Origin of the sequence: Kerstersia gyiorum (assembly GCF_048595715.1) — a bacterium.
GTDB classification, from domain to species: Bacteria; Pseudomonadota; Gammaproteobacteria; order Burkholderiales; family Burkholderiaceae_B; genus Kerstersia; species Kerstersia gyiorum.
This window is the reverse complement of sequence record NZ_CP169556.1, coordinates 359,493-383,028: the sequence shown is the minus strand read 5'-3', so window position 1 is coordinate 383,028 and position 23,536 is coordinate 359,493. Positions and strand designations below refer to the sequence as shown.

The following is a 23,536-nucleotide window of genomic DNA, read 5'->3' as shown; positions in this document are numbered from 1 at the left end:
CGCCCCCTCACTGCCGTTGCAAAATCATGTCTGCCGCTTTCTCGCCTATCATCACGGTAGGCGCATGTGAATTGCCGGAAGGGCAGGCGGGCATCACCGATGCATCCACCACCCGCAGCCCCTGCACACCGCGCACGCGCAGCCTTGCATCCACCACTGAATCCGGCCCGTCACCCATGGCGCACGTCCCCACCAGGTGCAAACCGGAAATTCCTTTTTCCCTGGCAAACGCCAGGATCTCGTCATCGCTTTCCACCTGGCTGCCAGGGATCGTTTCCCCATGACTCCATCGTGCCAACGCCGGTGAATCAAGCAAGCGGCGCGCCATCCTGAGCGCCGCCACCAGGTTGCGCTGGTCAGCCTCATCGGAAAGATAATTAGGACGGATTTCCGGTGGTTCGCAGGGATCGGCAGAGCGGATATGGACAGCCCCCCGGCTGGCCGGATAAGACGGCCAGGCGCCCACCGTCATACCCGGTTCTTTCTCAAGCTCTCCGGGCGCTGCAAAGCTGCCGGGTGCGAAACTCAACTGCGCATCCACCCATGCAGAGTCAGGCGTAGCCTTGAAAAACAAGGCGGCGGCGCCGGCTCCTGCCGTGAGCAGGCCACGCCCCTTGACGGCAAAATTCATTGCCTCCCAGGCTGCCGTGAGGCCACGCGTGCGCTCGTTGAGCGTGGCAATGCCCTGCACCCTGTGCGCCACGCGCACCAGGAAATGGTCCTGCAGATTCTGGCCCACGGCGGGTGCGTCCCGCACGACGGGAATACCCAAGGCCTGCAAGCGTTCCGCCGCGCCAATCCCGGAACGCTGCAGGATGGCCGGCGACCCGATGGTCCCCGCGCTGATCACGACCTCCCGCCGAACGACAATCCGCCGTTCCTGGCCCCGCTGCAGGTAACGTACCGCGCATGCCCGCCCCTGCTCGAACTCCACGTCGCGGCACAGGCTTTCACTGATGATGCGCAGATTCCGGCGCTTACGCGCCTGCCTCAAATACGTTTGCGCCGGGTTGGCGCGAAAGCGCCCCCGCCTGTTCTGCTGGAACAGCGCCACGCCTTCGCGCCGGGGGCCGTTCATGTCTTCATTGACAGGAAACCCCAGGCTGGCCGCCGCTTCGACAAACGCCAGCGTCAAGGGATGCGGATTGTCCTGGCGGCTCACGCCCAGGGGACCGCTGCGCCCACGATAGGCATCCTCGCCGCCCTGGAAGCTTTCTGAACGCTTGAAATAAGGCAAGACATCGGCGTAGCGCCAGCCTGTGCAGCCTTCGTCCGCCCAGCGGTCATACTCGGCAGGCTGGCCACGCACATGCAGCATGCCATTGATGGAACTGGAGCCGCCGAGCACCTTGCCTTGCGAATACTTGATGCGCCGCCCGTCCAGCCCGGGCTCCGGCTCGCTCATGTACATCCAGTTAAACCGACGATCATGTTGCAGGAACAGGCAGGTTGCCGGAATATGGATAAACGGATGCCAATCACGCGGGCCCGCTTCCAGCAATATCACCTGGTTGGCGGGGTCCTCGGACAAACGGTTGGCAAGCACGCAGCCGGCAGGCCCTGCACCCACGATCAGATAGTCGCACCCTTCTGCCGTCATGACGCCTGCTCCTGGCGGAACACCGGCGGGAACAGTTGCTGGTGCACTGCATCAACCGCCAACAGGTAGCCACCAGGCCCGAAGCCCAGGATGACACCCGTTGCCACCGGACGCACATATGACCGCTGCCGCTCCACCTTGGCCGGGTCGCGGTAGACATTCGCGAAGTGCAGCTCCACCAACGGAACCCCCAGGATGCGCAGTGCATCAGGAATCGCCATGGATGTATGCGTCAGGGCGGCAGGATTGATGATGGCGCCTGCGACCTTGCCACGAGCCGCGTGAATCCAGTCGATCAACTGGCCCTCGTGGTTGGACTGCCGGAAATCAATCTCCAGGCCTCGCGCCAAGGCATGCGCACGCGTCACACGCTCGACGTCGGGCAAGGTGGCGCCGCCATACAGCGAGGGGTCTCGTTCCCCCAGAAGATTGGTATTGGGCCCATTCAAGACCAGCACGACGGGTTTGCTTTGATTCATGGCTATCTCCTCTTTTTTTTCTCTGTAGCAGGCGTAAAGCAGACTGCAAGCCAGGCTGCCGCACACGCCGCCCCCTTCAAATCCGATAACTTTCCAAGGTAGCCGGATGAAACAGTTCATCCAGCGCCACCTGCCGCTGCGATAGCCCCTGGGCATGGTGATGACGCAGAAAATATGTCAGCGCATCCTGATTGCCATCCAGGCCATAGCGCCAGAAATCCTGGCCCATGAATTCGTGCGCACGACGCAGTTGCTCTTCCACGAAGGGCAATGTGACCTTGGTGGCGGAGGTATCCGCCAACGCATCCAGCGCCATGTCCCGGGAAAGGGTAAAGGCTTTTTGCAGGGCTACCGGCAGCCAGGGATGAGCCGCCGCCAGCTCCTTGCGCACCCCCAGCAAATGCATGATCGGGAAAATGCCAGTACGCTCATGAAATGCCAGCGCCTCCGCAGTGGGGTCGTCGAACAGCCACCTCAGCGCAGGGTTGCCCGGCTGGAAGCTGGTCGGCGCACGCGGCCCCATGAAAGCGTCAATCGCCCCCTTATCCAGCATCTCGCGCAAGGTATCGCCAGGACCAATGTCCTCCACCACGATATCGGGCGCCAGCGCCAATTTCACTTTTTCCACCCGGCCAGGCTCTTCCAAGCCCCCCCTGAACCAGTGGATCTGGCGAGCATGCACGCCAAAATCCTCTTCGAGGAAGGCACGCGTCCAGACATTCGCCGTCAACTGCCATTCCGGCGTCCCGACCCGCTTGCCGACAAGATCGGCTGGCTTCCGTATCCCACTGTCCGAGCGCACGATAATGCTGGAATGCCTGAAGGCACGTGACAGAAAGACGGGCACACCGATATACGGGCAGTCGCCCCTGGCAGTGCGCAGCACGTAGCTGCTAAGTGACAGTTCACAGACATCGAAGGCTTCATGACGCATGGCACGAAAGAACATTTCTTCCGGAGAAAGCGGCATGACGACAGGGTTCACCCCGTCAATCCGGGCCCGGCCATCAATGATGGCCTGGTTGCGGTCATAGGGGCCGATTGCCAAGGAAAGCTGCAACGTCATTTGCCTGCCTCCCCGGCAGCGGACGCCTGGCTGCCGGCACCAGGCTCCGTGGTCAGGGACGCGACCATCGCCGGTGTATAGCCCGGCTGCGTCCGCACATCCACCACTGCCACGCCTCCCGCATCCACGTGTGCAATCGCACGCGCCAGTATTGCCGGCAGCTCGTCCGCCCGATGTACTGGCCCAAGGCCCAGCGCGCCTTGCGCTTGTGCCAGACCGGCAATGTCGATCTCCGGATCGACCATGCGCTGCCCGATCCATTTGTTCTCTACCGGACGTCCTCGCATGCGTGCGACCCGTTCCTGGTGCACTTCATCATTGAAGAACGATTGATTGTTCGCCACCAGGTACAGCAGCGGAATCCGATAGTGCACCGCTGTCCAAAGCGCTGTCGCCCCCATCAGGAAATCACCATCGCCGCCAATGCACACCGGCAAACGTTCCGTTCCACGCAAGGCCAGGGCGGCTCCCACCGAAATACCCGGCCCGCCGCCGATACCGCCGCCGCCATCCGAACCCAGGAAGTCCAGCGGGTGGCGCAACGGCCAGAAAGCGCCATCCCAACCCAGTGGCAAGTGCACCAAGGACACCTTGCGCTTGCCCACCGCTTCCCTCAAGCCCGATGCCAGATGCGCCATCGTGATCAGCGCGCTATCCAGGGCCGGCAAACTGGGCAGCGCCCTGGCCGGCAAAACCTCTTCGTCCTGGCGTGTCGCATCGAAGCCCATTTCATCGACCAAAGCCGCCACCACCGCATCGGGCTCAGCCGCCAGATGCACGTCGGCAATCGGCAAAGCCTGGTGATCCATGCTCCAGCCGTTATGGACCGTATAGTCCTGCGAAACCTGGATGACCGTGGCGCGCGGCGCTTGCCGCCCATACGCAGCCAGTTCCAGCCCGGCCAGATCCACCCAGTCCAGGCTCAGGATGACGTCGGCTTGCCGCACTGCCTCCAGGGCTTCAGGCGTGGCGTAGATGCCTGGCGCTCCGGCATGCAAGGGATGATCGGTCGGGAATGCCGCGCCCACCTTGAGATCCGTCAACACCCTGGCGCCCAAGCCTTCGGCCAATGCAATGCGCGCGGCCCAGGCGCGCTCGCACCGCGACACGCGTCCCGCCAGAATCACAGGCCTCTCCGCACCTGACAATATTTCCGCCAGTTCACGCGCCTGGCGCACAGACACCCCGGCACTGACCTGGGGCCGATAGCGCGCTTCGGGCAGCGGTTCCGGCATGCGATCCAAAGGCTGCTCCTGCAGGCCGGCATCCAGATTGATATAGACCGGCGCCTTGGGCGCGGTTTCCGCCAGCCACATCGCACGCATCAATGCTTCACTCGCAGCTGCTGGCGAAGCAGGCTGATCATCCCACTTCGTATAGGGCCGGACTATCGCCCCCTGGTCCCTGGCGGTATGGATCCACTCGATCCATGGACGACGATGCGAGGCATCCACCGGCCCGGTCGCGCCAATCAACAAGAGTGGCATGCGGTCGCACCAGGCATTGAAAACCGCCATCGTGGCGTGGAACAGGCCCACATTGGAATGCGCTGCAGCCGCCATGGCCTTGCCCGTCACCTTCGCATAGCCATGCGCAATAGCAACCGCATGCTCTTCATGCAGGCACAACAGCAAGGAGGGCTTGACGTTGCCCAGGTAGTTCACCAGGCTGTCATGCAAGCCGCGAAAGCTCGCCCCGGGGTTCAAGGCGATATATGGGATATCCATCGCCCGCAATGTTTCCGCGATGACATCGCTGCCAAACACTGCGCCCTGCGCGCCCATGCCCACGGGCTGCTCCAGTTTCCTGCCTTCATCCACGCCAGCATCGGCGGGCAACCCGACAGGCTGCTCATTCTTCGTCGTTGTCATTCCTCAACTCCTCCTTGTCCAGCGGCTGATCCCCCCGTGCGATCAAAACGCACATGCACATTCTTGCTTTGGGTAAACGCCAGCAACTCCTCCAGGCATTCTTCACGCCCGGTACCAGATTGTTTGAAACCGCCATATGGCGCGCCCAGGAAATGCCGCCCAACCTCATTGACCCAGACATAGCCTGCCTCAACGGCATGTGCCAGGCGCAATGCCGCGGACAGGTCGCGGGTCCAGATCGAACACGTCAGCCCAAGATCCAGACCATTGACGTCACGCAACAGGCTGGCCTCGTCATGCCAACGCAAGATCGAGAGGACCGGCCCGAAGATCTCTTCGCGCGCCAGTGCCATTGCAGGCGTGACGCCGGTAAAGACCGTGGGTTCGATATAAAACCCGCCAGCCAAGGCCGGCTCAGTCGGCACATTGCCGCCGTAGATCAATTGCGCGCCCTGTTCCTGGCCCTGCTTGATGAATGCCAGGATGCGTGCATGCTGACGTTCATCCACGATCGCCCCCATGGCGGTCGCCGGCGACTCTGGCTTTCCAGGACGAAAACGGGCCAATTGCGCAGGCAGCAAACGCAATACCTCGTCATGGATGTCGTCATGCAGAAACACCCGGCTGGTGGAGCCGCAAGACTGGCCGCACCAGGCAAAGTTCATGCCCGCTACCACGGCGCAAGCCACCGCCTGCGGATCGCTATCCGGCCGTGCGATCAGCGCATTCTTGCCACCCAGTTCCAGCAGCAAGGGCTTGAGCGTATCCGCCGCATCGCGCATGACCGCCTTGCCTGCCGCCACACTGCCGATCAACCCGACCTTGGCGACATCAGGATGACGCACCAGGCGCCTGCCCGTGTCCTTGCCACTGCCGCAAACCACATTCAACACACCGGGAGGGAAAACATCCTGCAGCAACTCGGCCAGCCGCAAGGCGGAGAGCGGCGCCTGCTCCGGCGGCTTGATCACCACGGTATTGCCAGCGGCCAGCGGCGCAGCCATCTTGCCCGCAGCAAACATGAATGGATGGTTGAAAGCGGCGATACGCGCCACCACGCCCAAGGGCTCACGCAGCGAATAATTGAGCCTGTCCGCCCCCATAGGAATGGTATCGCCCTTGATTTCCGTGACCAGGCCTGCAAAAAAATCCAGCTGCGCGGCAGCGATGGCGGCGTCACCCAATAACGCCTGGAAGGCATTGCCGCAGTCCAGCGCATCCAGCAATGCCAGCGCCTGGGCATGTTCGCGCACGATCTGCGCCGCTGCCCGCAGGCATTGCGCCCGAGCGGCAGGCGCCGTATCCCGCCATCCCGGAAAAGCCTGGCGTGCCGCTGCCACGGCAGCGTCCACATCTTCGTCCGCTGCGTCCGGCACCCGGCCCAGCGAAACACCGCTTCCCGGACTGAACACTTCAAACGTACGGCCTTGCGCCGCGTCATGCCACGCACCGCCATAGAACAACGCCCTATGCTCCGGCAACACCATTGCGGTGTCCGGCAAAGGCCCCGCCATATCCTGATCCATCGCCACCTTGAACTCCTCGATTGACTGGTATCCCCACTCTTGTCAGGCATCTTAGGCAGGCGGGCCGACACGATCCAATACCGTTTCCATGGGTGAGTCCAAAGCAAAAAGTTTTCCTCGGCAAACCCTCGCCAGCGCTGCATCACGCCGCCGGGCCATCTTCCCCTGGCCACATGGGCATACAGGCAACAGGCGCATCCCCCTACAATATTCTTGGGTATTCTTGGCAGCTGCCATGCCTGAACAGCATGGCAAGCAGCGCAAGCGGGCCATCTGGCGTCAGCATCAGCGACCCGAATGTGGGGGGATTCTTTTTAAATATGTTGGCCAGACAGGGATGGAATCAGGCATAACTGTTCCCCTGGCCCAAGGAGACAATCATTAACTTGCGTCAATTGCGTTACTTTGCCAAAGTCATCGAAACCGGCAATATGACACGGGCAGCGGAGCAGCTCTATGTTGCCCAACCGGCACTGGGCCTGCAGATCAGGCAGCTTGAAAACGAACTCGGGGTGCCGCTACTGGTTCGGCACTCGCGCGGTGTGCTGCCCACCCACCCCGGCCGCCTGCTCTACGAACGCGCCACGGATATCCTGCGACAAGTCGAGGAGACCCGCACCGAGATCATGTCGCATGCCGGACTGGACAAGGCCACACTGGTACTGGGTGTCACCCCCGGACTGGCGAACGTACTGGGTAGCGATCTCTTCATTGCCGCACACGCCGCCATGCCGGACATGCACCTGAGCATCGTCGAGGAAATGAGCTATGTGCTGGTCGATGCGCTGGAGCGCGACGAAATCGACTTGGCAATCGCCTACGGCGTCGCCGACAAACCGGGTTTGCTGCGCATTCCCCTGCTGGATGAAGACCTGCTGTTCGTTGCTGCGCCCCAGGCTGGCCTGCTCGATACCATTCACGATCGCAAGAGTGGCTACATCGACCTACCGGAAGCCTTGACACACCCCCTGGTTCTGGCAGGAGACCGCGACCCGGCACGCCAACTGGTACTCACCGCCGCTGAAAATCTGAGCCACTCCCTGCGCATAGACTTCGAGGCCTCGTCCATCTCAATGATGAAAAGCCTGATTTCCAAAGGCAAGGCAGCCGGAATCATGCCCTATGGCAGCGTCATGCAGGAACTCAAGCAGGGCACGCTGATAGGCTTGCGCATCGCCAACCCGGCACTGCAGCGTACGCTCTACGTGACGCGCCAGGCCCGGCGTCCGGGCTTCCCGGGAGAAGAAAACATCATGGCATTCATTGGGCAATTAATGGCGCGCTTCATGGAAGCGCTGGGGCCGCTTGGCCTGCCCAGGGAAGGCTTGGCCCACATACGTGGCAAAACCGGCCCTGCCGCCTGACACACAGGAAAGCCAAGACGATCGGTTCAAACCGCCAAATGCTGCTCGAACCCTTCGCCGTTTTCATGGGCCAGGCCCAGCCTGGCAACCAAAGCCACAGCCTGGGTCCGGTTGGAAATCCCCAGCTTGCGCATGATGGCCGTCATATGCGCCTTGACGGTCGCCTCGGAAACGCCAAGATCGTCGGCAATCTGTTTGTTCAGCCTGCCTGCCACCACCATCTGCAATACGCGGAACTGTTGTGGCGTCAGTTCGCCGACACGCCTGCCGACATTCAATTCTTCGGCATCGGCGCCAGGCGCCAGCAGTATGCCTTCGGGCACCCAGGGCGTGCCGTCGAGCACCTGCTTGAGCGCATGGCCCATCAGGTTGGCATTGGCCGACTTGGGAATGAAACCCATGGCGCCATGATCCAGCGCCCGGCGCACCACGGCGGGATCCTCATGCGCCGAGACAATGACAATGGGTAGTTGCGGGTGCAGCGCCCGCACATGTGCCAGGGCGCCGAAACCTTGCGCGCCGGGCATATCCAGGTCCAGCAGCAGGATATCCGCGTCTGGATGCGATTCAACTAGGTCGTAGAGCTGCTCCAGCTTGTCCGCTTCCAGGATATCGGTCTGCGGGAAAGCGCGCGCGACCACGCCCCGCAGTGCCTCGCGAAACAGCGGGTGGTCGTCAGCAAGTAATAGTTCTTTCATGTGTCCCCGGCCCTTTGCCGCGATGCATTGCGACACCGGAACCCACGCTACCCTGGAAAGGCAGCATGGGCTCCTGGGTCCGCGGCCTGGGCTGAGCCAGCGCCGCGTTCCTGCTGCGTCCGGAACATCTTGCCGCCCCGCTTGCTGGTAACCAAGAAGGGCCGACAGGAATGCTACGGCACGCGACGGCCTTCCAGCAGGTCGTTGACCACGGACGGGTCGGCCAGCGTTGTCGTGTCGCCCAGTTGATCCGGCGCGTTTTCTGCGATTTTACGCAGAATGCGGCGCATGATTTTCCCGGAGCGGGTCTTGGGCAATGCCGGGGCCCATTGCAGGTGGTCCGGCGTGGCGATCGGGCCGATGATCTTGCGTACGTGCGCGACCAGTTCCTTGCGCAACTCCTCGCTGCCCTCGTGGCCAGCCACCAGCGTGACGTACACGTAGATGCCCTGCCCCTTCAGGTCGTGTGCAAAGCCGACGGCAGCTGCTTCAGCCACCAACGGGTGCTCGACCAGCGCGCTCTCCAGCTCCGCCGTCCCGATACGGTGGCCGCTGACGTTGATCACGTCGTCCACGCGGCCGGTAATCCAGTAGTAGCCATCGTTATCGCGGCGCGCGCCATCACCGGTGAAATAGGTACCAGGGTAGGTCTTGAAATAGGTGTCGATGAAGCGCTGGTGGTCTCCATACACGGAGCGCGCCTGGCCGGGCCAGGAATCCAGAATGACCAGGTTGCCTTCACCCGGACCGTCCAGCACTTCGCCATTGGCATTGACCAGCGCGGGCTTCACACCAAAGAAGGGCTTGGTAGCCGAACCCGGCTTGAGGTCCATGGCGCCCGGCAGCGGCGCAATCAGCGCACCGCCGTTTTCGGTCTGCCACCAGGTGTCGACGATAGGTACGCGGCTGTCGCCCACGACCTCGTAGTACCAGCGCCAGGCTTCCGGGTTGATGGGCTCACCCACCGTGCCCAACAGGCGCAGCGACTTGCGCGACGATTTCTTGACCGGGCCTTCGCCCTCGCGCATCAGCGAACGGATGGCGGTAGGCGCCGTATAGAAAATGGTGACCTGGTGCTTATCCACCGTATTCCAGAAACGCGATGCGTCCGGATAGCTGGGCACGCCTTCGAACACCACGGTAGTCGCGCCATTGGCCAGCGGGCCGTAAACAATATAGCTGTGACCGGTGATCCAGCCGATGTCGGCCGTGCACCAGTAGACATCGTTTTCGCGCAGGTCGAAGACCTTTTCATGCGTGAATCCGGCATACACCAGATAGCCGCCGGTGGTATGCAGCACGCCCTTGGGCTTGCCGGTACTGCCGGAGGTATAGAGAATGAACAGTGGGTCCTCGGCATTCATGCGCTCGGGTTCGCACTCGGCCGGCACGTTGTCGATCAACTCGTGCACCCAGCGGTCGATCGAGCTGTCGAAGGCCACGTCATTGCCGGTATGGCGCACCACCAGTACGCGCCTGACGGTATCCACGCCCGGCAACTTCAGGGCGGCATCGACATTGGCCTTGAGCGCGATGGTACGGCCCGCGCGCAGGCCTTCGTCGGCAGTGATCACAACCGACGCCCCGCAGTCGCGAATGCGGTCGGCGATGGAGGTCGGCGAGAAGCCGCCGAACACCACGTTGTGGATCGCACCGATGCGCGCGCAGGCCAGCATGGCGACGGCAGCATCGACGATCATCGGCAGGTAGATGGTGACGCGGTCGCCCTTCTTCACGCCTTCGGCACGCAGCACGTTGGCAAAGCGGCACACGCGCTCATAAAGCTCGCGATAGGTCACATGGCGCGCGGCCTGGGAAGGATCGTCCGGCTCCCAGATGATGGCGGTCTTGTCGCCGCGCTCGGCCAGGTGGCGGTCCAGGCAGTTCACACTGACGTTCAGCTCGCCATCGGCGAACCAGCGGATGCGGAAATCTTCCTCCAGGAAGCTGACATCGCGGATCTCGGTGGGCTCGCGGAACCAGTCCACACGCTTGGCCACCTGGCGCCAGAAACCTTCCGGATCACTGACGGATTCCGCATACAGGCGCTCGTATTGTTCCTTCGTCACCGTATTGGGCCCCGCGAAGCCCTGGGGCACCGGATAGCGTTCTTGCTGCTCAGTCATGAATTGCCTCTTCTCTTGGTAAATCCTCCTGCGCTACCTTGGCGCAGGACCTGGTTATATAAGGTTGCTCAAAGCAGCACCGGCATGGCGCCGGCACCCGCCGTAAAGAGCCGGGAGATCCATCCGGAACTCCCTATGCACCGGCCTTGCCGCCTGCCCCGTTCGTCTCGTTCCCTGGCATCAGGGCAGAACGTGCCGGGCGATCCGGCCAGCCACACCACTCCTACAGTACTGCTTTTTTTGCCTGCCTTGAACCCGCAGGCCGGCACAAATCGTGCCGCACTGCAGCAACCGGCAGGCCGGGCAGGCCGCCGGTTGCGGGACTTCAGTGGTCGGATGCCTGGGCAGCGCCGATGCCGGTCTGGCTGCGCACGGTCAGGGCATCGAAAGCTGCCTGTTCGGACTTCGCACGCTTGCTGGTATCCAGTTTGGAAAACACCCAGATTGCAACGAAGGCCAGCGGGATCGACAGGATGCCGGGGTTGGGGAACGGCGTGATCGGCTCGGCAAAGCCCAGCACATCCACCCATACCGTCTGGCTCAGAATCACCCAGCCAGCAGCCGTCACCAGGCCCAGGAAGCCGCCGATGGTCGCACCGCGCGTGGTGCAGCCGCGCCAGGAGATCGACAACACCAGCACCGGGAAGTTGGAACTGGCCGCGATGGCGAAAGCCAGGCCCACCATGAACGCCACGTTCTGGTTCTCGAAGATGATGCCCAGCAGGATGGCCAACACGCCCAGCACCACGGTCGAAATACGCGAGATGCGGAACTGGTCGCGGTCGGACGCCCGGCCCTTGGCAATCACGTTGGCATACAGGTCATGCGAGATCGCTGCAGCGCCAGCCAGCGTCAGGCCTGCCACCACGGCCACGATGGTCGCGAAGGTCACGGCAGCCAGGAAGCCCAGCAGCATGCTGCCGCCCACGGCGTTGGCCAAGTGCACCGCCACCATGTTGGTGCCGCCGATCAGGCTCTTGATGAGGTCGAAGCTGCCATCCGGGCCGGTGATGAAGAACTCGGGGTGACGCACCAGGAAGGCCACGGCGCCAAAGCCGAGGATGAAGGTCAGGATGTAGAAATAGCCCATGAAGGTACTGGCCCAGATCACCGACTTGCGCGCTTCCTTGGCGTTGGCCACGGTGAAGAATCGCATCAGGATGTGCGGCAGGCCGGCAGTACCGAAGGCCAGCGCCAGGCCCAGCGACAAGGCATTGATGGGATTGCTGCTGACCGACGCGCCCGGCGACATGATGGCAATGCCAGACGGGTGCACGCGCACGGCTTCGGCCACCATGGCGTTCGGGTCCCAGTTGAAGGCCGCCAGCACCAGCACCGTCATCAGCGTCGCGCCGAACAGCATCAGCACGGCCTTGATGATCTGCACCCAGGTGGTGGCCGTCATGCCGCCGAAGGTCACGTAGATCATCATCAGCGCGCCCACGATCAGGATGGCGAACTTGTATTCCAGGCCGAACAGCAGCTGGATCAGCTTGCCCGCCCCCACCATCTGCGCAATCAGGTAGAGCGCGATAATGATCAGCGAGGCGCTGGCCGCCAGGATGCGCATGGACTTCTGTTCCAGGCGGAACGAAGTCACATCGGCAAAGTTGTAGCGGCCCAGGTTGCGCAGGCGTTCTGCGATCAGGAACATCACCACCGGCCAGCCGAACAGGAAGCCGATGGCGTAGATCACGCCGTCGAACCCGCTGACATAGACCATGCCGATGATGCCAAGGAAGGATGCGGCGGACAGGTAATCACCGGCAATGGCCAGGCCGTTCTGGAAGCCGGTAATGCCGCCGCCTGCGGTATAGAAATCAGACGTGGTGCGGGTACGGCGAGCCGCCCAGTAGGTGATGAACATGGTTCCGGCGATAAAGACCAGGAACATGACAATGGCCGATGTATTGGCCTGGCCCTGCGCAGCCCAGGCGGGCGATGCACATGCCATCGAAAGCAGTGTGGCGGTAAGCAGCTTCTTCATGACACATCCTTCACGATGGCTTCGATCAGCGGATCGAAAACGCGGTTGGAAATGCTGACATAGACAGCAATCAGCACCACGGCGATGATGCACATCAGGACACCGGAAAGCACGCCGATACTGAGCGTGTAGCCAGGCGCGATAGGTTGGCCGAAGAGCACCGGGTCGAAAGCCAGCGTGAGCACGAAGCCCGAGTAGAGGACGAGCGTGATGATGAAGAAGGTCATGCTGATGCGACTACGTTTTCGCAGCAGCTCCTGGTACTTCGGATGCCGCATTACGGCGGGTACAACGTCATTGGGTTGCATGTCGCCTGTCTCCTGTTTTCTTATATTTAGGTATCGGGATTTGCCATGCGCCCGTGTGGAAACGGCACGCGCCGGGAATCCTCTGACTGGCAATTTAGACCTCTGCAAGCCCCGGGAACAGGCGACTTTGGTCGTACAGGAAAACCATGGGTGGCCGCCAGCAACACGGCCCTCGCCGCATTGCAACATCGCCGCAAAGCCTTGCCTGTCGCGGGTTTCCGGGCAGAACAAGGAAACCGCCGGCACCGCTGCACCTGGGCCTGCCAGCTTTGACTTATATCAATCCTTCCGAAATATCTAAGGGATTCCCCTGCCATCCACGCCGACAGCCACCGCCCGGCAGCAGCCGCCTGGACCGGCTTTCGTGACAGCAGTACGAAAATTGGAACGATGCAGTCCATTAGCGCCTCTGGCAAGACACGGGGTTTGCCCTTACCTTGATACTCATCCCCCTACTGACACGCATCCGCCTCGGCAGTCCACTGCCGCGGCCCCGACAAGGAACATTCCTGATGAAACCGATTCTTTCCCTGCACGCCCCTCCCGCTGGCCACTGGGTAGGCGACGGCTTCCCCGTGCGCTCGCTGTTCACCTATAACGACCTGGGCCAGAAGATCAATCCCTTCCTGCTGCTGGATTACGGCGGCCCCATGCATTTCCCGCCGACCACGGCGCGGCGCGGCGTCGGCCAGCACCCGCATCGCGGCTTCGAAACCGTGACCATCGTCTATCACGGCGAGGTGGAGCACCGTGATTCCACTGGTGGCGGCGGCATCATCGGCCCGGGAGACGTGCAATGGATGACGGCGGCCGCCGGCATTCTGCACGAGGAATTCCATGCCCCGGCGTTTGCGCGCAGCGGCGGCCTGTTCGAGGTGTTCCAGCTCTGGGTCAACCTGCCGGCCGAGCACAAGCAGGCCCAGCCGCGCTACCAGACCCTGCAGCGCACCGGCATTCCCGTCACCGCGCTGCCCGGCGGCGGCCACCTGCGCCTGATCGCCGGAGAGTATGGCGGCCAGCGCGGCCCGGCCTGTACCTTCAGTCCGATGAACGTCTGGGACGGCCATGTCGCTGCGGAGACAGCGGTGGACCTCGAACTGCCCGCAGGCCACCTGGCCGTGGTGGTCGCCCGCCACGGCACACTGCGGCTCAATGAGTCCGCCAGCCTCGAAGAAGCACACCTGGCCCACCTGGATACAGCGGGCACCCGCGTCCGCCTGGCAGCAGGTGCCGGCGCCGGTACCGACTTCCTGCTGCTCAGCGCACCCCCGCTGGAGGAACCGGTCGTGGGCCAGGGCCCGTTCGTGATGAACGACGCCACGGAAATCCGCCAGGCTTTTGCGGATTTCCGTGCCGGCCGCTTCGGCCAGATGCCAGCCGCCCAGCGCTGAAACCCCGCCGCGCCATGCGCCGCAAGTGTGGCGGCAGGCGCGGCAATCCCATCACAGCCCGTTGCAATGACACCGCAGCGCCGCTGCCAGGACTGGCGCTCGGGCCAAGAACTACTACAATCCCCCCAAAGCCCTTCCCGCCACCCTGCGCGGCGGGAAGATCCTGCGCCCCGGAAACGGGCGGGATGCAGTCACCCAGCCTGCCCTGGCCCATTTGGACGCCCAGGACAGGCAGGTCGCAAAATCAACGGAAATCAAAGGCATTATGGGATTTGAACAACTTGCCGCGCTCAAGCGAGAGCTTGAGCTGGCAGCCAAAGCACAGGCCGGCGCCCAGCAACCGCAGCGCCGTGGCCAGCACAAGGCGCCAGCCCGGGGCCCGAAGGGTGCCCCCAAGAGCGCGCGCCGTGACACGCCTCCGGCTGACCCTGTCGTTCTGGCCATTGCCCGCCTGCAAAGGCAATTCCCCAATGCCTTCCCCCGCAAGCCGGCCGCCAAGATCCCGCTCAAGCTGGGTATCCACAACGACCTGTATGCACAGTCGGAAGCCCTGAAACTGAGCCAGGACGAGCTGAAGGAAGCCGTCAAGACCTGGTGCCAGGGCAGCCGCTACTGGGCGTGCCTGACCGAAGGCGCCACGCGCGTGGACCTCGCCGGCGAACCGGCCGGCACGGTAACCGCACCGGAAGCCCAGCGTGCCCGCCAACTGGCCTGGCGCCAGCGCAACGAGGCCCGCAAGGCTGCTGCCGCCGCACGCAAACCGGCGGATGCGGCTGAAGCCGGCCAGCCTGCCGCTGCCCCGGCCACAGATGCCGCCCCGGAAAACACGGCTCCCGCCGTAGTGGAAACCGCGGCCGCCGTGGCCGTACCGGCGCAGGATCTGACTGCTGCCCAGCCTGACACCGCCGCCGACAACGCTGCGCCCCAGGACCAGGCGCAGTAATACATGCGCAACCGCGCAGGGCCTGGCTGCGCGGCAGCCAGGCCCGTTCCTGCTGGCGCCTATGCCGGCGGTCAGATACCGGCCTGCATCGTAAACACAAAAATATTGCGCCCTTGCTCACGCCTGGCGCTGGCGGTACCGCCGTGCATGCGGGCCACTGCCGCCACGATGGACAGGCCCAACCCGTGGTGCATGTCGCTTTGCGCCCGCGAACTGTCCGCCCGGTAGAAGCGTTCGAACAAGCGCTGCTCCACCTCCGGCGGAATCGGTTCCCCGACATTGGCCACCGCCGCCACAACGTCGCTGCCCTCCCGTGACAGCAACACTTCCAGGCTGCTGCCCGGTTCAGCATAGCGTGCGCCATTCTGCAGCAGGTTGCCCAGCGCCCGATGGAACAGGCGCCGGTCTATCGACGCCTCGGTATCCCCGCTCACCACGACATCCACGTCATAATCGGCAAACACCGGTTCCAGGTAGTCGATGGTCTTCAGCGCCTCCGCACGCAGCGATACGCGGCTGAGGTCGGCAGCCCGCTGGCCGCTGCCCGCGCATGACAGGAACAGCATGTCGTTGACGATGCCAGTCAGGCGCTCGATTTCCTCGATATTCGAGCCCAGCAGGTTTTCCAACTCTTCCACGCTGCGGCGCTGCGCCAGCATGACCTGGGTCTGCCCCATCAGGTTGCCCAGCGGCGTGCGCAGCTCGTGCGCCACGTTCGCATTGAAAGCTTCCAGCTGCTGCCAGGCCGCTTCCTGGCGCGCCAGCGCCCCATTGAAGGCCGTGGCCAGCTCGCAAAGCTCAGCAGGCAGCGCAGGTACGTCCAGGCGCTGGCTAAAGCTGCCTACCGGCAGATTGCGCGCTTGTGCGCTCAGACGCCGCAGCGGCGCCAGCCCGAAACGCGCAATGCCGTAGGCCAGCAGGGCGATCAGCACCAGCCCGACAAGATAGGTCAGTACCATGCTCTGCCGGAATTTTCCCAGTGTTTGGAAATACGGGGTGCAATCCGAGACTGTCACGAAGCGGATGGCCGGCCGTTCCCCATGCGCAGGCAGCAGACGCGTAAAAATCACCCAGGCCCGGCCACCGCTCAGGTTCGGAATGATGGAAATACCTTCCGGTTTGCCCAGCCATTCAGGCTGCGCCGGGCCCGAGCCGAAGGTATAGGCGGGGTTCTCTCCCAACACCCAGTAGCGCGTGCGCGAGTCGCGCCCGCCCAGGTCGCCGAGCTTGCGGCGTACCGTTGCCCATTGTTCCGGCGTGCCGCTGGCCGCCAGCAAGGGGTCCAGCAGCGAATGGCGGAATTCCAGCTCGCCGCTGATCTGCTCGAGCAGTGTGCGCTCCAGGTACTGGTAAAGCCAGACGCCGCTGGCCGCGAAGACCAGCGTGCCCAGCAGGATGAACATGCACACCAGGCGGCGCGTAATGGACGAACGATGGCGCGGCCGCATGGCTGCCTGCGCCTGGGCCGCGTTTTCATCCCGGACTGGCGCTGCGGCAGGCAGTGGCATGGCGCGGCTCATGCTTGCGCCTCCTGCGTGCTGTCACGCTCTTCCAGTACATAGCCCATGCCGCGCACGGTGTGCAGCAGACGCGTGCCGAAGGGCGCATCCACCTTGGCCCGCAGCCGCTTGACGGCAACCTCCACGACATTTGCATCGCTATCGAAATTCATGTCCCATACCTGTTCCGCGATCATCAGCTTGGACATGACCTCGCCTTCATGGCGCGCCAGCAGGCTCAGCAGCGCAAATTCCTTGGCAGTCAGGTCGAGCCGCACACCTGCGCGCGTCACCTTGCGCGCCAGCAGATCCAGGTGCAGGTCGCCGATCTGGAAACTGGTCGCCTCCGGCGTCTCGGTGCCGCGGCGCCGCGCCAGCGCCTGCACCCGCGCCACCAGTTCAGTAAAGGAAAAAGGCTTGGGCAAGTAATCATCTGCGCCCTGCCGCAGGCCACGCACCCTGTCATTCACATCGCCACGCGCTGACAGCATGAGCACTGGCGTGCACTTGCGCTGGCGCAGTCCGGCCAGCACCTGGAAGCCATCCTGCAGCGGCAGCATGACATCCAGCACGACTACGTCATAATCCTGCTCCAGCGCGCAGTGCAGGCCATCGACGCCATTGTTGGCCAGGTCAACGGTGTAGCCCTGCTCCGTCAGGCCGCGATACAGGTAGGAAGCCGTTTTTTCCTCGTCTTCGACAATCAGCAAACGCACGCTTTCAATCTCCTGCCGGCCAGGCCGGCCATTCCATGTCACCACCCCGGCTAGCGGGACTGTCCAGATACTGCCATACGGGCTCAAAACTAGCATGCGGCAGCCGTCGAAGCGCTGACTGCTGCCTGACATTTTTGTCAGCCAGCAGTCATCTTCAGGTCAGAGCCAGCGGCCTAAGATGGCACCCATTCCTTGCTTCATGACGGCCCCGGTCTGCCGTCCACCATGATGCCGAAACCACAAGATACGCAATACGCTCCCTTCGCCAAGCTGCTGCACTGGCTGATCGCCCTGCTGATGCCCGGCATCCTGGCGCTGGGCTTTTACATGCAAGACCTGCCCTTTTCACCCGGCAAGCTGCAACTCTATTCATGGCACAAATGGCTAGGCGTGACGGTCTTCCTGCTGGCGCTGGTACGCATAGGCTACCGCCTGGGGCATCCGCCCCCGGCCCTGCCGGCGCACATGAACCGGCTGGAACGCCTGGCAGCCCACGGCGGCCATCTTGCGCTGTATGCCCTCATGCTGTCCATCCCCCTGTCGGGCTGGCTCATGAGTTCCGCCAAAGGCGTGCAGACTGTCTGGTTCGGCGTGCTGCCGCTGCCCGACCTGCTGGCCCGCGACCGTGCCCTGGGCGATACCCTGGCGCAGGTTCACGCCTTCCTGAATTTCGCTTTCCTCGGCATGCTGCTGCTGCACACGCTGGCTGCCCTCAAACACCAGTTCATCGACAAAGACGGCCTGCTGGCGCGGATGCTGCCGCGCTGCGCCTGTGCCACCGGAAAAAGGAGCTCTCAAGCATGAAAACATTGATAGCCGCGGCAGTTGCCGCCCTGCTGCCCTGGCACGCCATGGCAGCCTCATACCAGGACGTCGATACAGGCAAAAGCCAGATTCGCTTCCACTACTCGCAAATGGGGGTCGCGATGGATGGCGATTTCCCGCGATTCGCCGGCAAGATCGACTTCGATCCCGCCAAGCCCGAGCAAGGAAGCGCCTCGGTCGAGGTTTTCCTCGACAGCGTCGATACCGGCACGGATGAAGGCAATGACGAAGTCCGCACCGAATCATGGCTGGATGTCTCCGGCCACCCGATTGCCAGTTTCGCCACAACAGCCATCAAGGCCGTGGGTGATGGGGCCTATGAAGCCAGCGGCACGCTGACCATCAAAGGCAAGAGCCAGCCGGTGACCATCCCCGCCCGCTTCACCGAAAAAGACGGCCTGGGCATTTTCGAAGGCCGCTTCGACATTACCCGTGGCGACTACGCCATCGGCGAAGGCCCCTGGGCCGCCACCGATATCGTCGCGGCACAGGTCGGCATTTCCTTCTCGCTGGCCACCCGTCCTGCGCCCTGAGCGCGGGATGGCACGGCCTTGAGCCTGCTGTTTATGCATTGAACCGGCATCAGCCATTTTTTTCGATTTCACACGGAGCCATACATGAATCTTTCCCGTCTCAGCACCCGCCTCGGCCTGGCTGCCGCCCTGACCCTTGGCGCCTCGCTGCCCGCCCTGGCCGCCCCCGTCACCTATGTGCTCGACGGCAGCCACACGGCTATCAGCTTTTCCTACCGCCACGTGGGCCTGAGCACCCAGACCAGCCGCTTCAACAACGCAACCGGCACCATCGTGCTCGACACTGAAGCCAAGACCGGCAAGGTCGATGTCACGGTGGATACCCGTTCGGTGAACACCGGCCTGGAAAGCTTCAACGGCCACATCCAGGCCAAGGACTTCCTGGATACCAGCGCTTACCCGACCGCAACCTTTGTGTCCGATAAGGTGATCTTCGACGGCGACCGTCCCGCCTCGATCGAAGGCAAGCTGACGATCAAGGGTGTGACCAAGGACGTCACCGTCGCCATCGACGACTTCGTGCTGGCTGATCACCCGATGGCCAAGAAGCCCGCGCTGGGCGCGGCCGGCAGCGTCAAGCTGACCCGTTCGGAGTTCGGCATGAGCAAGTTCGCGCCGGTCAACAGCGACGAAGTCACGCTGCGCGTGGTGCTGGAAGCCATCCAGCAATAATGGCCTGCGGACGGCGCCGGATTGCCGGCGCCGTCCTGCATCCCGATGGCCCAGGCGGTATGATGCCGAACCTTACCGGTATGAAACCGCTTTTATGACTCACCCCGCTCCACCGACGTCCTGCCAAGACCAGGACAGTTCTTCCGCACCTCACCTGCAGCGTGCGCTCAAGACCCGCCACCTGACCATGATCGCCATCGGCGGCGCGATAGGCACCGGCCTGTTCGTGGCCTCGGGCGCCACCATCGCGCAAGTCGGCCCTGGCGGCGCGCTGCTGGCTTATGCGCTGATCGGCTGCATGGTCTACTTCATCATGACCAGCCTGGGCGAACTGGCCGCCTTCATGCCCGTGTCGGGTTCCTTCGCCACCTATGGCGCACGCTACGTCGAAGAAGGTTTCGGCTTCGCGCTGGGCTGGAACTTCTGGTATTCATGGGCCATTACCGTAGCCGTCGACCTGGTCGCCGCGCAGCTCGTCATGGCCTACTGGCTGCCGGACGTGCCCGGCATCCTCTGGAGCGCGCTCTTCCTGGCGCTGATGTTCGGCCTCAATGCCGTATCCGTCAAAGGTTTCGGCGAAAGCGAATTCTGGTTCGCACTGATCAAAGTCGTGGCCGTGGTGATCTTCATCGTCACCGGGCTGGCCATGCTGGCCGGCATCATCCATGGCGCGGAAGGCACCGGCCTGTCGAACTGGACCATTGGCGACGCACCCTTTGCCGGCAACTTCGCCGCCATGGTCGGGGTCGCCATGATCGTGGCCTTCTCCTTCCAGGGCACGGAACTCATCGGCGTGGCCGCCGGCGAATCCGAAAACCCCAGGGTCAGTATCCCCAAGGCCGCCAAGCAGGTGTTCTGGCGCATCCTGCTGTTCTACGTGCTGGCCATTCTGGTGATCGGCCTGCTCATTCCCTATACCGACCCCCAGCTGTTGCGCAATGATGTGGCCGACGTCAGCGTCAGCCCCTTCACGCTGGTGTTCGAGCGCGCCGGCCTGCTGTCCGCGGCAGCGGTCATGAATGCCGTCATCCTCACCTCGGTGCTGTCGGCCGGCAACTCCGGCATGTATGCCGCCACGCGCATGCTGTTCAATCTCGCCACGGAAGGCAAGGCGCCGCGCATGCTGGCACGCCTGACCCGCAACGGCGTGCCGCTCTATGCCCTGCTGGCCACCAGCGCCCTGGCCGCGCTGTGCTTCGTCAGTTCCATCTTCAGCCCGAAAGTGGTCTATATCTGGCTGCTCAACACGGCGGGCATGACGGAATTCATCGCCTGGATCAGCATCTCGGTCAGCCACTACCGATTCCGCAAAGGCTACATCAAGCGCGGCCTGGACCTGGACGCCCTGCCTTACCGCGCCGGCCTGTTCCCGTTCGGCCCGATCTTCGCCTTTGTGCTGTGCCTGATCATCACGCTGGGACAGAACTACAACGCGTTCCTGCAAGAACGCATCGACTGGGTCGGCGCCATCGCCACCTATATCGGCATCCCCCTGTTCCTGCTGATCTGGCTGGGCTACCGCCTGGTCAAGAAGACCCGTTTCGTGCGCTATGCCGACATGACCTTCCCGACCGATACATCGGCCTGACAGGGGTGCATCGGCGGGCCTGAGAGACAGCCCACACGGAAATGGAAAAGCAGAGTACAATCGTCGGCTCTGCGCCCGTAGTTCAATGGATAGAATTAGAGTTTCCGAAGCTCTCGATACAGGTTCGATTCCTGTCGGGCGCGCCAGATACGCACTGCCGCCAGTACGCCCCGCCACATTGCATGCCGTGGCGCAATCCCGGATACCGGCGCCATGAAAACGAAAAACCGCTCGCAAATTTGCCAGCGGTTTTTTTCATGGTGCAAGCAGGTGGCTTCCTGTGCGGGACAAATGGCCGCAGGATGAACCTGCGGCCTTGAAAGCAAACCCTGATGTAGAACGGCCCTGATGCAGCGGCCACTTAATCGTGGCAGCCCTTCATGGTGACTGCCCTTAAAGGTGACCGCCGTTTACTGGTGGCCGGCCTGGATGTCGCGGACCTTAATGCGCGGCCGCCTTCGCCTGCTTGCGACGGCCCAGCCACAGGCCCACGCCCACGACCAGCGCGGCGCCCGCGACACCGACACCGATGTGCAGCAGGCTGGAAGGTTCGCCGATATGTTCCTTGAACACGGCATCGGTCAGCAGCATGCCGCCCGCCAGCCAGCCCAGCAGGCCCGCACCGAACACGATAACCAGCGGAAAACGGTCTATCAACTTGAGCACCAGCGTGCTGCCCCAGATGATGATGGGCACGCTGACCAGCAGGCCGAAGATCACCAGCCCCAGCTGATGGTCGGCATGCGCGCCCTGGGCTGCACCGGCGATGGCGATCACGTTGTCCAGGCTCATGACCAGGTCGGCGATGATGATGGTCTTGACCGCGGACAGGACCGAGGCGCCGCCTTCTATCTTGCCATGGGCATCGTGGTCAGGGATCAGCAGCTTGATACCGATCCAAACCAACAGTATCGCGCCCACCACCTTCAGGAACGGCACTTCGAGCAGGGTCAGGGCAAAGGCGATCAGCGCGACACGCAGCAGGATGGCACCGGCCGTCCCCCACAGAATACCCTTCATGCGCTTGTCGGCCGGCAGGTTGCGGCATGCCAGCGCGATCACCACCGCGTTATCGCCGCCCAGCAGAATGTCGATCAAGATGATCTGGAAAACCGCTGCCCAGCTCAGTGTCTGAAAAAATTCCAGCATGGTTCGTCTATCCTCAAAACAGGCTATTCATTGATCTGAAAACCAGATCGGAACCATCACCGCTCCGCAACGACATGCTGGAAACAAAAATGGCCCGATCCGTCAGGACCAGGCCAGCATGCAGACGGAGTTTCATGCGCACGGACCTTGCCCTTGATGGCAAGGTCTTGCTAGCAGCGCCAAGCGCCGCCCGGGCACCGGGATGAACGCCGCTTGGGCGCGCATCCGTCATGACGATGCTCCGGAAGTAAGCTACTCCCCTTGATTGGCGGCAGTATAGCGCACTTGTCCCTGCTGCTGCGCAACATCCGCCACATGTCCGCGCAGCCAGCGATGCACCGGGTCGTCCTGATGCCGCTGGTGCCACACCATATACATGGGCATGGACGGCGTTTCCAGCGGCACGGGCGCCGTAGCCAGGCCGCGCAGCGCCCCCAGGGCGAGCAGCGACGGCGCCGTGGCGACCCACGGCCCGCCATGCAGCATCGCGCCCAGCGCCGCCATGCCGGGCACCGTGGCCACGAAGCGCCGCTGCACGCCCTTGCGCAGCATCCACTCGTCGATATCCAGCATGCGCCTGGGTTCGTACAGCACGGTGACGTGCTCGGCAGCGCGGTAGGCCTTCATGCTGGCCGGCGCGATGCATTGCGCGGCGTCGTGGAAGATGCAATAACTGTCCTCGAACAGGCGCTTCTGGTAAATGTCGTCGCCCAGCGGCGGACGCGGCGTAATCAGCAGATCGCAATGCTGTTCGCGCAAGACCGCTGGCGTGGGCGCGCCGGACGGAATGACATGCAGGCTCACGCCTGGCGCCTGCGCCCGCAGGCGGCGCAGCAGCCCCGGCAGCAGCACGTCGCGCTGCAGGTCGTTGGCGGCGATGGTCAGGCTCATGTTCAGGCGTGAGGGCTCGAAACCCGCCGCCAGGGTGAAATGGCGCAGGTCATCAAGCAGCCCGCGCGCACGCTCGGCCAGCACGCCAGCCATGGCAGTCGGCGCAATGCCCCGCCCGGATTTCACGAACAGCGCATCGCCGGCAATGGCGCGCAGCTTGTCCAGCCCATGGCTGACGGCAGACTGCGTCACCCCCAGGCGCTGGGCGGCACGGGTGACCGAGCCTTCCTCGTAGACCACCCAAAGCAACTGCAGCAACCGGCCATCCAGATCCAAATGATCGAAATCGTTCATGGGTTTCATG

At 63.1% G+C, this 23,536-nt stretch carries 20 protein-coding genes and 1 tRNA gene; 8 read left to right on the top strand and 13 right to left on the bottom strand.

From position 1 onward, the window contains the following. Positions 1-7: 7 nt before the first annotated feature. The 5 genes from ACEW7X_RS01675 to ACEW7X_RS01655 form a co-directional block, all read right to left on the bottom strand. Entirely contained in the window at positions 8-1,600 is a 1,593-nt protein-coding gene (locus ACEW7X_RS01675) for a GMC family oxidoreductase (RefSeq protein ID WP_130487582.1), read from the bottom strand. Further along, the gene (locus ACEW7X_RS01670; RefSeq protein WP_130487583.1) at positions 1,597-2,079 is read right to left on the bottom strand and encodes a type II 3-dehydroquinate dehydratase; all 483 of its coding nucleotides are present in this window, start codon (positions 2,077-2,079) and stop codon (positions 1,597-1,599) included. The genes ACEW7X_RS01675 and ACEW7X_RS01670 overlap by 4 nt, the downstream gene beginning before the upstream one ends. A 76-nt stretch (positions 2,080-2,155) precedes the next feature. Continuing rightward, positions 2,156-3,145: a PhnD/SsuA/transferrin family substrate-binding protein gene (locus ACEW7X_RS01665; protein WP_130487584.1), complete on the bottom strand. Its 990-nt coding sequence runs from the start codon at positions 3,143-3,145 to the stop codon at positions 2,156-2,158. After that, positions 3,142-5,016 carry a thiamine pyrophosphate-binding protein gene (locus ACEW7X_RS01660; protein WP_242611503.1) on the bottom strand — a complete coding sequence of 625 codons (1,875 nt, stop codon included), beginning with the start codon at positions 5,014-5,016 and terminating at the stop codon, positions 3,142-3,144. The genes ACEW7X_RS01665 and ACEW7X_RS01660 overlap by 4 nt, the downstream gene beginning before the upstream one ends. Beyond that, positions 5,013-6,542, bottom strand: a complete 1,530-nt coding sequence (locus tag ACEW7X_RS01655; RefSeq protein WP_207224947.1) for an aldehyde dehydrogenase family protein — start codon at positions 6,540-6,542, stop codon at positions 5,013-5,015. The genes ACEW7X_RS01660 and ACEW7X_RS01655 overlap by 4 nt, the downstream gene beginning before the upstream one ends. A 386-nt stretch (positions 6,543-6,928) precedes the next feature. Here ACEW7X_RS01655 and ACEW7X_RS01650 point away from each other — a divergent pair, with 386 nt between their 5' ends. Next, positions 6,929-7,906 carry a LysR family transcriptional regulator gene (locus ACEW7X_RS01650; RefSeq protein ID WP_130487585.1) on the top strand — a complete coding sequence of 326 codons (978 nt, stop codon included), beginning with the start codon at positions 6,929-6,931 and terminating at the stop codon, positions 7,904-7,906. A 26-nt stretch (positions 7,907-7,932) separates the two neighbouring features. Here ACEW7X_RS01650 and ACEW7X_RS01645 read toward each other — a convergent pair whose 3' ends face one another. The 4 genes from ACEW7X_RS01645 to ACEW7X_RS01630 form a co-directional block, all read right to left on the bottom strand. Next, entirely contained in the window at positions 7,933-8,604 is a 672-nt protein-coding gene (locus ACEW7X_RS01645; RefSeq protein ID WP_130487586.1) for a response regulator transcription factor, read from the bottom strand. Positions 8,605-8,777: 173 nt separating this feature from the next. After that, entirely contained in the window at positions 8,778-10,730 is a 1,953-nt protein-coding gene (gene acs, locus ACEW7X_RS01640) for an acetate--CoA ligase (protein WP_130487587.1), read from the bottom strand. Positions 10,731-11,055: 325 nt separating this feature from the next. Then, positions 11,056-12,717 carry a cation acetate symporter gene (locus ACEW7X_RS01635; RefSeq protein WP_068371252.1) on the bottom strand — a complete coding sequence of 554 codons (1,662 nt, stop codon included), beginning with the start codon at positions 12,715-12,717 and terminating at the stop codon, positions 11,056-11,058. Next, positions 12,714-13,025: a DUF485 domain-containing protein gene (locus tag ACEW7X_RS01630; protein ID WP_068371255.1), complete on the bottom strand. Its 312-nt coding sequence runs from the start codon at positions 13,023-13,025 to the stop codon at positions 12,714-12,716. The genes ACEW7X_RS01635 and ACEW7X_RS01630 overlap by 4 nt, the downstream gene beginning before the upstream one ends. A gap of 512 nt (positions 13,026-13,537) precedes the next feature. On the opposite strand from ACEW7X_RS01630, the gene ACEW7X_RS01625 reads away from it, so the two are divergent. Both ACEW7X_RS01625 and ACEW7X_RS01620 read left to right on the top strand, forming a co-directional pair. Further along, positions 13,538-14,416, top strand: a complete 879-nt coding sequence (locus ACEW7X_RS01625) for a pirin family protein (protein ID WP_420177523.1) — start codon at positions 13,538-13,540, stop codon at positions 14,414-14,416. Between the two features lie 265 nt (positions 14,417-14,681). Continuing rightward, positions 14,682-15,359, top strand: coding sequence for a ProQ/FinO family protein (locus ACEW7X_RS01620; RefSeq protein WP_068371263.1), 678 nt, complete (start codon positions 14,682-14,684; stop codon positions 15,357-15,359). A 71-nt stretch (positions 15,360-15,430) separates the two neighbouring features. On the opposite strand, the gene ACEW7X_RS01615 is transcribed toward ACEW7X_RS01620, so the two are convergent. Then, positions 15,431-16,879, bottom strand: a complete 1,449-nt coding sequence (locus tag ACEW7X_RS01615) for a heavy metal sensor histidine kinase (RefSeq protein WP_420177522.1) — start codon at positions 16,877-16,879, stop codon at positions 15,431-15,433. Beyond that, complete coding sequence (locus ACEW7X_RS01610; RefSeq protein WP_130487590.1) at positions 16,876-17,574, bottom strand: heavy metal response regulator transcription factor; 699 nt, start codon at positions 17,572-17,574, stop codon at positions 16,876-16,878. Before ACEW7X_RS01610 ends, ACEW7X_RS01615 begins: the two co-directional genes overlap by 4 nt. A gap of 225 nt (positions 17,575-17,799) precedes the next feature. Here ACEW7X_RS01610 and ACEW7X_RS01605 point away from each other — a divergent pair, with 225 nt between their 5' ends. The 5 genes from ACEW7X_RS01605 to ACEW7X_RS01585 all read left to right on the top strand — a co-directional run bounded on the left by ACEW7X_RS01605 (position 17,800) and on the right by ACEW7X_RS01585 (position 21,338). After that, complete coding sequence (locus ACEW7X_RS01605; RefSeq protein WP_257741171.1) at positions 17,800-18,378, top strand: cytochrome b; 579 nt, start codon at positions 17,800-17,802, stop codon at positions 18,376-18,378. Next, entirely contained in the window at positions 18,375-18,932 is a 558-nt protein-coding gene (locus tag ACEW7X_RS01600) for a YceI family protein (RefSeq protein ID WP_068371266.1), read from the top strand. The genes ACEW7X_RS01605 and ACEW7X_RS01600 overlap by 4 nt, the downstream gene beginning before the upstream one ends. An 84-nt stretch (positions 18,933-19,016) precedes the next feature. After that, positions 19,017-19,604: a YceI family protein gene (locus tag ACEW7X_RS01595; protein ID WP_420177521.1), complete on the top strand. Its 588-nt coding sequence runs from the start codon at positions 19,017-19,019 to the stop codon at positions 19,602-19,604. A 94-nt stretch (positions 19,605-19,698) separates the two neighbouring features. Beyond that, the gene (locus ACEW7X_RS01590) at positions 19,699-21,192 is read left to right on the top strand and encodes an amino acid permease (protein ID WP_127773045.1); all 1,494 of its coding nucleotides are present in this window, start codon (positions 19,699-19,701) and stop codon (positions 21,190-21,192) included. Between the two features lie 71 nt (positions 21,193-21,263). Next, positions 21,264-21,338 (top strand) — tRNA-Arg (locus tag ACEW7X_RS01585). 295 nt (positions 21,339-21,633) lie between these two features. Here ACEW7X_RS01585 and ACEW7X_RS01580 read toward each other — a convergent pair. Together ACEW7X_RS01580 and ACEW7X_RS01575 are read right to left on the bottom strand one after the other, a co-directional pair. Beyond that, entirely contained in the window at positions 21,634-22,341 is a 708-nt protein-coding gene (locus tag ACEW7X_RS01580) for a TerC family protein (protein ID WP_257741169.1), read from the bottom strand. Between the two features lie 252 nt (positions 22,342-22,593). Continuing rightward, the gene (locus ACEW7X_RS01575) at positions 22,594-23,526 is read right to left on the bottom strand and encodes a LysR family transcriptional regulator (protein ID WP_127773043.1); all 933 of its coding nucleotides are present in this window, start codon (positions 23,524-23,526) and stop codon (positions 22,594-22,596) included. Between the last annotated feature and the right edge of the window lie 10 nt (positions 23,527-23,536).